Origin of the sequence: Prevotella sp. AM23-5, from assembly GCF_003473645.1 — a bacterium.
In the GTDB taxonomy this organism is placed as follows: domain Bacteria; phylum Bacteroidota; class Bacteroidia; order Bacteroidales; family Bacteroidaceae; genus Prevotella; species Prevotella copri_A.
Map to the genome: position 1 here is coordinate 1 of NZ_QUCG01000099.1, position 8670 is coordinate 8670.

Annotated in this window: 18 protein-coding genes; 9 read left to right on the plus strand and 9 right to left on the minus strand. The window is 40.2% G+C overall.

The annotated features are described in order from the left end of the window. From DW657_RS18730 to DW657_RS15620, 9 genes are all read left to right on the plus strand, one after another. Entirely contained in the window at positions 1-171 is a 171-nt protein-coding gene (locus DW657_RS18730; protein WP_147381976.1) for a helix-turn-helix domain-containing protein, read from the plus strand. A 523-nt stretch (positions 172-694) separates the two neighbouring features. Beyond that, positions 695-1423 (plus strand): hypothetical protein, encoded by a 729-nt coding sequence (locus tag DW657_RS15585; protein WP_118313350.1) that lies wholly within the window; start codon positions 695-697, stop codon positions 1421-1423. Positions 1424-1541: 118 nt separating this feature from the next. Continuing rightward, positions 1542-2033, plus strand: coding sequence for a hypothetical protein (locus DW657_RS15590; RefSeq protein ID WP_118313351.1), 492 nt, complete (start codon positions 1542-1544; stop codon positions 2031-2033). Continuing rightward, positions 2030-2461, plus strand: coding sequence for a hypothetical protein (locus DW657_RS15595; protein WP_118313352.1), 432 nt, complete (start codon positions 2030-2032; stop codon positions 2459-2461). Before DW657_RS15590 ends, DW657_RS15595 begins: the two co-directional genes overlap by 4 nt. A 12-nt stretch (positions 2462-2473) precedes the next feature. Then, the gene (locus DW657_RS15600) at positions 2474-2980 is read left to right on the plus strand and encodes a hypothetical protein (protein WP_118313353.1); all 507 of its coding nucleotides are present in this window, start codon (positions 2474-2476) and stop codon (positions 2978-2980) included. Positions 2981-2998: 18 nt separating this feature from the next. Continuing rightward, positions 2999-3427 carry a hypothetical protein gene (locus DW657_RS15605; RefSeq protein WP_118313354.1) on the plus strand — a complete coding sequence of 143 codons (429 nt, stop codon included), beginning with the start codon at positions 2999-3001 and terminating at the stop codon, positions 3425-3427. 97 nt (positions 3428-3524) lie between these two features. After that, positions 3525-4037 carry a hypothetical protein gene (locus DW657_RS15610; RefSeq protein WP_118313355.1) on the plus strand — a complete coding sequence of 171 codons (513 nt, stop codon included), beginning with the start codon at positions 3525-3527 and terminating at the stop codon, positions 4035-4037. Then, positions 4024-4533, plus strand: a complete 510-nt coding sequence (locus tag DW657_RS15615) for a glycoside hydrolase family 108 protein (RefSeq protein ID WP_118313356.1) — start codon at positions 4024-4026, stop codon at positions 4531-4533. The genes DW657_RS15610 and DW657_RS15615 overlap by 14 nt, the downstream gene beginning before the upstream one ends. Further along, the gene (locus tag DW657_RS15620; protein WP_118313357.1) at positions 4520-5116 is read left to right on the plus strand and encodes a hypothetical protein; all 597 of its coding nucleotides are present in this window, start codon (positions 4520-4522) and stop codon (positions 5114-5116) included. The genes DW657_RS15615 and DW657_RS15620 overlap by 14 nt, the downstream gene beginning before the upstream one ends. 106 nt (positions 5117-5222) lie before the next feature. Here the strand turns inward: DW657_RS15620 and DW657_RS15625 are convergent, their stop codons facing one another. From DW657_RS15625 to DW657_RS15665, 9 genes are all read right to left on the minus strand, one after another. Then, the gene (locus DW657_RS15625; protein ID WP_118313358.1) at positions 5223-5855 is read right to left on the minus strand and encodes a hypothetical protein; all 633 of its coding nucleotides are present in this window, start codon (positions 5853-5855) and stop codon (positions 5223-5225) included. A gap of 3 nt (positions 5856-5858) precedes the next feature. After that, positions 5859-6194, minus strand: coding sequence for a nucleoside triphosphate pyrophosphohydrolase family protein (locus DW657_RS15630; protein ID WP_118313359.1), 336 nt, complete (start codon positions 6192-6194; stop codon positions 5859-5861). A 140-nt stretch (positions 6195-6334) separates the two neighbouring features. Further along, a complete protein-coding gene (locus tag DW657_RS15635; RefSeq protein WP_118313360.1) occupies positions 6335-6601 on the minus strand; it encodes a hypothetical protein in 267 nt (88 codons plus the stop codon). Then, a complete protein-coding gene (locus DW657_RS15640) occupies positions 6598-6807 on the minus strand; it encodes an MW1434 family type I TA system toxin (protein WP_118313361.1) in 210 nt (69 codons plus the stop codon). Before DW657_RS15640 ends, DW657_RS15635 begins: the two co-directional genes overlap by 4 nt. After that, complete coding sequence (locus DW657_RS15645; RefSeq protein ID WP_118313362.1) at positions 6797-6988, minus strand: hypothetical protein; 192 nt, start codon at positions 6986-6988, stop codon at positions 6797-6799. The genes DW657_RS15640 and DW657_RS15645 overlap by 11 nt, the downstream gene beginning before the upstream one ends. A 174-nt stretch (positions 6989-7162) precedes the next feature. Further along, entirely contained in the window at positions 7163-7423 is a 261-nt protein-coding gene (locus DW657_RS15650) for a hypothetical protein (protein ID WP_118313363.1), read from the minus strand. Positions 7424-7817: 394 nt separating this feature from the next. Continuing rightward, entirely contained in the window at positions 7818-7949 is a 132-nt protein-coding gene (locus tag DW657_RS18630; protein ID WP_255415922.1) for a hypothetical protein, read from the minus strand. A gap of 9 nt (positions 7950-7958) precedes the next feature. Then, positions 7959-8333 (minus strand): YopX family protein, encoded by a 375-nt coding sequence (locus DW657_RS15660; protein WP_118313365.1) that lies wholly within the window; start codon positions 8331-8333, stop codon positions 7959-7961. 3 nt (positions 8334-8336) lie between these two features. Continuing rightward, positions 8337-8624, minus strand: coding sequence for a hypothetical protein (locus DW657_RS15665; protein ID WP_118313366.1), 288 nt, complete (start codon positions 8622-8624; stop codon positions 8337-8339). Positions 8625-8670: the final 46 nt, after the last annotated feature.

Below are 8670 nucleotides of genomic sequence, written 5' to 3' on the forward strand. Positions count from 1 at the left end.
ATGCTATCTACCGAGGAAGTCAAGGAGAAGTTGCACGTGTCTGATGCTACTTTAAATAGGATGGTAGCGAGGGGCGAAATCCCGAATGGCGAGTGCAAGAAGCGTGGGCATACGAGATATTGGAAGAAATGGGATATTCTGCATTTTATTAAGAGTAAGAGAAAATCATAACGTATTAATAAGCCCTATCGCAGCACGGATAAGCGAGCATATATGAGTATTAAGGACTTTATGTTTTTTGCCTTGATTATAGTAGCTATACTAGTAATCATCAATTGCACGTTCGTTGCTTATCTGTACCTTTCCTACGAATATAAGAAGGTTAATAAGTTCTTTCTATCTTGGGTAACGGTATCAACTATGATTCTAATAGGATGGTTCGGGGTTGGATGGTATCTGTACTTTGAACATTTCTTATAAGTTAAAGAGAGGCAAGTGATTGCTTCTCTTTTTTGTTTGGTACAATATAATAGACAAAAACACACACATTTCCCCGAAAAATATACGCACTTTTTGCCTTAAATTATACGTAACGATATATGATGCTACCTTCTATCACCTTAAATCACTGATTATCAACCACTAAAAGAAAGTGTGATAGAGTTATATTTACTCTTCTATGTTCTTTGTACCTTTGCATCCGTAATCGATTACATAGTGTTAGTTAATATTAAGGATTTCAAAAGATTGTATTATGGAAATGACAGATGCAAAGGTCGTAGAGAAGAAAATCTACGAAGAGGGAAAGAAGCACGATGAGTATGCTTCTAAAGGTGTCGCAGGGACTGGATTGGGTCTTGGAATAGCTGGTACTGCACTCGGTCTTGGTGCTTGGTTATTTGGAGGTAATCGCAGTGTGTTTGGTTCACTCGGTGGCAGCAATATGCCTGAGAACGTGAACATCAACGCTAACGGCTATGGCGCAAATGCGAATGCTAATCAGCCAACCGCCTTGCAGGTAATGGAGAAGGAATGCGCTGATGAGGTTAAGCTGCTTACCGACATGTTCGGTTTGAAGCTCGACACCGCTAACAAGTTCTACGCTATGCGTGAGACTGACATCGCAGAGAAGTTCTCTATGTACAAGGGTGCAACAGATGCTATTAATGCAGAGAATCGCCGTGCAATGGAGGCTGAGTTTGGTCTGTACAAGTCTCAGGTAGATGCGGACTTCGGTCTGTACAAGAACCAGCGAGACCAGTACGATGCGTTGCAAGCAAAGTATAGCGACCTTGACAAGAAGGTAGCCGTGATGGAAGCCCTCACTCCTTACAAGGAGAAGCTTATGATGGCTTACGTTAACGAGAAGACCTGCAATTGCTTGCGTGGTCAGTTGGTACTCCCATCTACGCCAGTAATTTCAGGCTACGGCAGCTATTGCTGTAACAGCACTGCTCCTTCCACGCCCACTACAGGAGCGTAACAGAGCAAGAAAGTCTGTAAGAAGGACTAAGAAAAAATGAGTTGGTGAGGGGTGTTTGCCCTCGTTGGTGGATGCCCTCTCACCTCTCTATAATATCACCAACTTAAAAAGAATTTTTATGATGAATTTTGGAAACAGCCCTTTGCTTGATATGGGCACAAGTCAGCAGCAGCCGCAGATGATGGATGCCGAGCTACAGAAGATGTATGAGGCAATACAGCAGAAGCGAGCATCTATCAATATGCAAGCGCAGCAATCTTCAACCCCACTCTGGGATGAGATTGACAAGATTGAGGACAATCTGACAGGCGCACAACGTCAGTACTTGATGCAAAATCAGGAATACGTTAATAGCTTGCAATATGTGTCTAAGCTAGTGCAAGACGAGGAATTGCGCATCATACGCCCTCGTATCGAAAGCACTCAGCAAGGACAGGAGGCATTAAAGAAACATTTGTCTTTGATGCAGCGTTTAAGAAAAGAAGTAGCACAGGCAGAGGAACAAAAATCTGCTATGCTCAACGATTATATGACTAACCACAGCGACAAGACTTGGCAAGAGTATCTCGCTTGGTACAATAAAACACATAAAGGAGAAACTAAGAAATGAACGTAACAGAACTGAAAGAAAAACTGCTTACATCTTTGGATTTGTGGGCAGACGCAAGAATTAGCGACATGGTTAAGGAGAATCCTGCATTGGCTATTCCTTCCGTGTATATGAAGCGAGCTTCACATAACATCATCGCCAAACACAAGGATAGTTGGGGTAAGAGCATTGACAACGCTACCCTATTCATTGCCGATGAAGACGGCAACATAGATGCCAACACGATATTTGAAGATATGATGCAGATGCTAAAATCCGTGGAAGATTACAAATTCGATGTAGGTTTTATTCACGGACATATCGACAAAGGAGTTGTGTCTATTGACCTGCCAGATGGAATTGCTACTGCTATCCTCTTTGGAAGCAAGCGAAGCATCAACTTCACAGAGGAGGACTTTGTAGAGTTGAAAGATTTGATAATAGGTTAAAATATATAAGATATGGAAACAAAAGACATTATGAGCAAGTTTGATGAGCTGTATGGGATGATGGCATCATCAGCCAACGTGAAGTATATGCGCACATTTGGAGACACAATGCGCTGCATGATGAAGGATATGGCATCAAAGCACCCAGAGTTGGCGCAAGAGTATCTTGATAAGCTCTGCGCCATCAAGTGGAAGAACTATCTTACCAAGAATGAGGCATCAGAGATTGTAAAGGGAATGAATCCATCTGCCACTTGGGATATGCAGACGTGGCTCAATGCTATGACCGGTCTCGGACTTGCGACAGAGGAGAAGCCTTACTACAACGATTACGCTTTGTACGTTGCAATGAATCAGGTTGTGAGCGACCACGGATGTACAATTGCCAAGATACTCGGCAAGGAAGACGTGAAGGATATTGGTACAGAACATCTGGTTAAGTATGCCAACCACCTTGCACTCGATTTATTGAAAGACAAGGATGGTGTGTACGACATCAGAGAGTATTTCCTGAAGTAGCACTAAATACGTACGGTTATGAAAAAGGTATTCGAAGACATTATAGCTAGCAATGACATGCAGGCTATCAAGAACTGTGTTACGATCATGGCAGATTGCTGCGAAGTTGGAATGAATGACAGCGTAATGCTTGATATGATGAAGCAGGTCAAGGGAGAGATTGGTGCGTGTCATTATGACGAAGAAATAGCAGATATGCACCTTTGTCTCATTGAGCAACTTCACACTAAAGACGTTGCCAAGGATTATTGGCACGAGGTCAAGAGTGACAAGATTAATCTTGAAGACTGGTGCGTCCTCTGGGGTGAAATGGTAAAACGCAACGCCGGAAAGATTAAGAAGTGGTTCCCGAAAATCAACACGCTTGATTTTGAGAGAAAGATTTTCGACGAATGCGTTTCTTTCCTGGAAAACGGCGGAATGCCATATTATGATCTGAATATCTGATTTTTTCGTTATTCTGAATGAAGTTTCGGTTTTTTTTGCTATCTTTGCATCAAAAGACCGAAACTTTATTTTTATTAATTATTCAGGATAACAGATTATGACAGATTTATTAGATTCATCACAGATTCGGCAGATAGGTGTTACTATATTTTCAGCTATACTTGCCTTTGCCACGCCGACTGAAGGATTCGTCTTGGCGTTGGTTATTGCCTTTGGCTTCAATATCTTCTGCGGTATGCGAGCTGACGGTGTGAGTGTTGTACGATGCAAGAACTTTTCTGCATCAAAGTTCAAGAACGCAATTTTGGAAATGCTGCTTTACGTATCTATCGTATATGTGATATACGGCATCATGTTAGGTTGCAACGATGGTACGGAAGCTTTATTTGTGATCAAGATGCTTACGTATATATTCTGCTATGTGTATATATGCAATGCGTTTAAAAATCTCATCAAGGCGTACCCTAAGAACATCTCATTCCGGGTTATTTACTATATTCTGAGATTCGAGTTCGCAAAGGCGCTGCCTAGCTACTGGAAGCCGATTATTGACAGACTCAACAATGAGTTTGATAAAAAAGAGGAGGAAAACAAAAATGGCAAACAGTAAGATTTTGGAGCCTTTCATTCTCAAGTGGGAAGGTGGCTTCGTTTATGATAAGGATGATTTGGGTGGAGCTACCAATATGGGTGTGACTCTCGCTACGTACCGCTCAGTATTCGGCAGCAAGAAGACAGTTAACGATTTAAAGCGTATGACCAGGGTGCAATGGGGCATAATCTTCAAGAAGTTCTACTGGGATAAGTGGGAGGCTGACAATATCAAGGATCAGAATATTGCAAACATCCTCGTGGATTGGCTTTGGTGCAGTGGTTCTTATGGTATCAAGATTCCACAGAGAGTGCTTGGCGTTTCTGTCGATGGTATTGTCGGCTCGAAGACAATCGCCGCCATTAACGCAAGAGATGGTAGAGATCTGTTCGACACCATCAAGCAGGAAAGAAAAGATTTCATTGACCGTATCTGTCAGACAAGGCCTCAGAACAGAAAGTTCAAGAATGGTTGGCTGAACAGAATTAATTCGCTTGCTTATGAAACTGATTGATAAGATAACAAGAGTTGTAATCGCCATTGCAGTAGCAATGCTGATTCTATCAATGTTCTGTAGATGTAAGGCGAAAGAACGTGTGATAGAAAAACAGACATATATCACTGATAATCGCAATGAGTCTCAGTGGGATTCACTCTTTAACGCAAGGCTTATTAAGGAGCTGGAATCATATAAAGTATCTCACAAGGAATCGGTGAAGTCTACCACGAAAGAGAAGACTCATATAAAGGACAGCACAGCTTCGAAGTACGATGTGAACGGAAACAAAGTCGGCGAAGACAGATTCCACTACGAATATCACGAGATATCACAGGAAGATGTACAGATACTGAGAGATAGTATTTCTAGTCTTAAGGAATACAAGGATAGTGCTGCGATATATCATAGCAAGTGTGACTCCTTAAGCTCAGTGATAAGTAAAATATCGAAAGATAAAGTATATGTCGAGAAACAACTATCAAAGATCGATAAAGCTTTCTTGAGCATAGGTAAGATAGCTTCAGTTTGTCTTTTTATAGGCATTCTCGCATTTTTAGGTTGGATATACTGGAAATCAAAGCTGCACAAACGTTCTTAGTTTTTTTTCTAATGTTTTTATTTGGTTATTAGTTGATTTACAAACAAAAAGGGGTGACCGCACGCGATGTGTGGCCACCCCTAAACATATAATAATGCACAGAAATTCAATCTTCTTCAGCTTGCAGGAACTTAATACTATACTCCGTTTCGTAGTATTTCTTCTGTTCGTCGGTCAGCATTCTTGTTTTGCTGTCAAAGAACAGGGTAAGCAACTCTCCATAATCCTTGTCGTAAAAGTAGTTATACTTTCGGCAAAGATAATTTCTGGCATTCATACACTTGCCGGAAACTGTCTTAAACTTACGCTTTGTCTTCTGCGGCAAACCGCTGACAGCTCTCAGCTTCTCAACGGCAAGAACCCTTCTCAGTGTTTCCTGTCTCTTTCTATTAGCCTCATCGGTACGTGTACGAGCAGCACTCTCCTTCTGTATTCGTTTTGTAGTCTCATCTGTATGCTTTACCCCAAGCCTCCTCGCCAGGTTGTTGACCGATGTCTTTGTTATACCGAGAATCTTCCCTACCTCTGTGGCAGAAAGATCTGGATAGAGATTACGAATAGCCTGATTCCTCACATCCTTCGCTTCCTTCTTCCTTTTGATAAAGGAATCCCCGTGTACCTTATGCAGCCACCAGTAGATGGTCTGTACGGTGCATCCGAATGACTTCGCCAATCTGCTTGGCGACTCACACGGATGCTCCTTTATGTAATTTTTCTGTTCGTCTGTAAGTACGTTCATAGGCTATCGATTATCACCACTTCCATGTAAATTCCCCCTCAACTGGCGAGAATGGAGTTTTTCGTAATTCATCTTTCCAATATCACTAAGTTTGAATCCAATATCGCGAGAAAGTGTTGCGCAATACCATAGTACATCACCAATCTCTTTGGCGATTTCTAACTTCTTTTCATCTGTAAAAACAGAATCGTTGTCACGCAACACTTTCTTAACCTTATCAGAAACTTCACCAGCTTCACCTGTCAATCCTAATGTAGGATAAATGATAGGGTTAGGATAAATAGCAGTCTCTAGAGCTAACTGCTGATACTCGTCTAATGTTAAATTGTTATTTTCCATTTAAATATTTAAAGTTTAAAATTCATGTTTCTTGCAAACCTTATCACAAGATGTTTCGCAATCTTTTTTGTAGCACCATCCATTGCCTAAGATGTCTTCGCGTCCCATCCAAAGGCAGTTACCACAACATCTTTCTTCTTTCATACGCTGTACTGTTTTAATCTTTCTGCACTACGCTGAATATCTTTTAGCTTGAACGGATGCTTCTTATTGAGCTTTACCAATTCGTTAATAAGCTTACGAGCGTCCCATCGTGTTGTCAATTTTTTCGCCTTAGAGATGCGGTGGTCTAAAATAAAACCATGCCCCAAATCATGTATTTCTATTCTAGTTCTCCAATACAAGTTAGTCCAAGGAATATCTGTTCTAGCTTGCTTCATTATCTTCTTTGCTAATCTAATCTTCATCCTTTCACCTCCTCCCAATCATTTGCGAGAATATCCTCAGAATCTTTGAAAACACAAGGAAAGAATTTGCCATCGCATACAGCCACAATAGTCTCAGAGACAATATGGATATAAGCTCCACATTCTTCCCAAATTACCCTTCTCACTTTCTTCCCATCCTTCATTCTTCTCAGAGCCTCCGAGAAGTCAAATGTTTCATTCTTCATCGTTTTTCTTCTTTTTACTTGTTAAACTTATCGCCTTGGTGATGCGGTGGTCTTTCTTTGCTCCCCATGGCTTATTTACTGTACATACATATAAATGGTAGGGAGTCCATCTTCTGTGCCAATAAAAAGGATATACCTCTAAATTGGCTTTCATTATTTTCTTTGCTAATCTAATCTTCATACGCTATAATTGCTTTAATTTATTGAATATCTTGGCAAAGCGGTGCATGTAATCAAAGTTGACTCTTTCACCATACAAACACACCATTCTGTTATATAGCCAACGTAGATGCTCCGCATCCTCGTGGAACTCTTTAATATCTTGTTCGTCTAAGACTATTTGTTTCTTCATACGCTACTTCTCCTTTCTGCAATACTTTTTTGATAAGCCATTGAACCGCTCATAGTTCGGCAGCTTGGGAGAGATTTCAAACTTCATCGTTGTAACATCATATCCTCTATCAGTCATTTCTTTGACAAACTCTTTGGTAAAGACATTATCAAAGAGATAATGAGCATCTGTTTGGGTCATAAACCCTAGAGGGTGATAAGCACCAACGCAGTTCTCTTTCTTATCCCAATATGCCGTTAGCTTATCTTTCTTTTTAAGAATCATACGCTACTTCTTTTTGTCTAACCATTCCATTACGCTACTATAGGCATTATCTTTGTAACCTCTCATAAAATACTCTAAATACATAAACCCTAGAGGGTGATAAGCACCAATACAGTTCTCTTTCTTATCCCAATATGCCGTAAGCTTTTCTTTCTTTTTAAGCCTCATACACTACTTCTTTTTGAGACAAGGGCAGCTCTCAGCGTGAATAACACAAACTCCGTGTTTCGTGTCCACTACCAGATAATCGTGCTCTTCCTCTGTGATTACAGATATACCAACTCTCTTTGCAGGTTTGTTGCTATTAGCCAATGAGCGAATGCCCTCAAATATCAATGCTCCTACAAGCAAACACAATACGAACCAAACGGCTGACTTGATTAAATTTAAAATCTTATTCTTCATCTTCACACATTTTATTCCATATATTAACACACTCAACGAACTCTTCGACTTCTTCTATACTATTCAATATAATAGTAATGCTTCCATCTTCGTTCCAGTGCTGATTACTTACATCTACCATAGCTTTATCTTACTTCTCCTTATCGAATTTATTGCCAACAACTTTGAAATTGAATACTGACAATATTGAGCCTAAGAAATTCAACAAATACCCACCACCTGCAGAATTTTTAATAATGAAACCGCCATTCTCATCCCAAACAACCTCAGAGATTGCTCTCGTTTCTCGGCTTTGCAGAAGGTCGTGTTCCCAAATTTCATTACCCTTGCAGTCTTTCAGACCTGTAAACTGACAGATGGTAGAGGGGTCAATTGGTGATGTCAGCCGTTTCTCAAAGTCTGTCATCCAGACGTTATCTGAATCTTTGTGATGAACCAAGTCACCTTTTATCCATTTTCCATCCAAGGTTTTCTTTGCCTTGAACTTGATATTTTCTGTTTTCATACGCTATAATTCTTCTTTTTCAAATTCACTTTTCGGAACTCTGTAAGATGTACTATGCCATTCACCCTCATCATCTTTACCTATAGCATATTTGGAAAGCATATCTCTCAATGCCTTATAAGCTAAAGTGTTGTGACGAATCTGAATACGTATAAATTTCTCATTGTCACACATTGTAAGTGGTGATTGATTATTCATATACACCTTTCCACTCTTACCAAGGTTACTTCCGTTGTAACGTTGATAGAAATATCCACTAGCCTTATGTCTGATTCTGTAAGGTTTTGTCATAACTATTCCTTTAAATTTCTCTTCTCTTTAATTCTATTCTCGTGAC

What these genes read in the sequence shown, in the direction of transcription:
- DW657_RS15600 (WP_118313353.1), top strand. Translation starts at nt 2,474, where the DNA reads ATGGAAACAAAAGACATTATGAGCAAGTTTGATGAGCTGTATGGGATG.
- DW657_RS15645 (WP_118313362.1), bottom strand. Translation starts at nt 6,988, where the DNA reads ATGAAGATTAGATTAGCAAAGAAAATAATGAAAGCCAATTTAGAGGTA.
- DW657_RS15635 (WP_118313360.1), bottom strand. Translation starts at nt 6,601, where the DNA reads ATGAAGATTAGATTAGCAAAGAAGATAATGAAGCAAGCTAGAACAGAT.
- DW657_RS15595 (WP_118313352.1), top strand. Translation starts at nt 2,030, where the DNA reads ATGAACGTAACAGAACTGAAAGAAAAACTGCTTACATCTTTGGATTTG.
- DW657_RS15640 (WP_118313361.1), bottom strand. Translation starts at nt 6,807, where the DNA reads ATGAAGAATGAAACATTTGACTTCTCGGAGGCTCTGAGAAGAATGAAG.
- DW657_RS15605 (WP_118313354.1), top strand. Translation starts at nt 2,999, where the DNA reads ATGAAAAAGGTATTCGAAGACATTATAGCTAGCAATGACATGCAGGCT.
- DW657_RS15615 (WP_118313356.1), top strand. Translation starts at nt 4,024, where the DNA reads ATGGCAAACAGTAAGATTTTGGAGCCTTTCATTCTCAAGTGGGAAGGT.
- DW657_RS15610 (WP_118313355.1), top strand. Translation starts at nt 3,525, where the DNA reads ATGACAGATTTATTAGATTCATCACAGATTCGGCAGATAGGTGTTACT.
- DW657_RS15660 (WP_118313365.1), bottom strand. Translation starts at nt 8,333, where the DNA reads ATGAAAACAGAAAATATCAAGTTCAAGGCAAAGAAAACCTTGGATGGA.
- DW657_RS15590 (WP_118313351.1), top strand. Translation starts at nt 1,542, where the DNA reads ATGATGAATTTTGGAAACAGCCCTTTGCTTGATATGGGCACAAGTCAG.
- DW657_RS18630 (WP_255415922.1), bottom strand. Translation starts at nt 7,949, where the DNA reads ATGGTAGATGTAAGTAATCAGCACTGGAACGAAGATGGAAGCATTACT.
- DW657_RS15630 (WP_118313359.1), bottom strand. Translation starts at nt 6,194, where the DNA reads ATGGAAAATAACAATTTAACATTAGACGAGTATCAGCAGTTAGCTCTA.
- DW657_RS15650 (WP_118313363.1), bottom strand. Translation starts at nt 7,423, where the DNA reads ATGATTCTTAAAAAGAAAGATAAGCTAACGGCATATTGGGATAAGAAA.
- DW657_RS15585 (WP_118313350.1), top strand. Translation starts at nt 695, where the DNA reads ATGGAAATGACAGATGCAAAGGTCGTAGAGAAGAAAATCTACGAAGAG.
- DW657_RS15665 (WP_118313366.1), bottom strand. Translation starts at nt 8,624, where the DNA reads ATGACAAAACCTTACAGAATCAGACATAAGGCTAGTGGATATTTCTAT.
- DW657_RS15620 (WP_118313357.1), top strand. Translation starts at nt 4,520, where the DNA reads ATGAAACTGATTGATAAGATAACAAGAGTTGTAATCGCCATTGCAGTA.
- DW657_RS15625 (WP_118313358.1), bottom strand. Translation starts at nt 5,855, where the DNA reads ATGAACGTACTTACAGACGAACAGAAAAATTACATAAAGGAGCATCCG.
- DW657_RS18730 (WP_147381976.1), top strand. Translation starts at nt 1, where the DNA reads ATGCTATCTACCGAGGAAGTCAAGGAGAAGTTGCACGTGTCTGATGCT.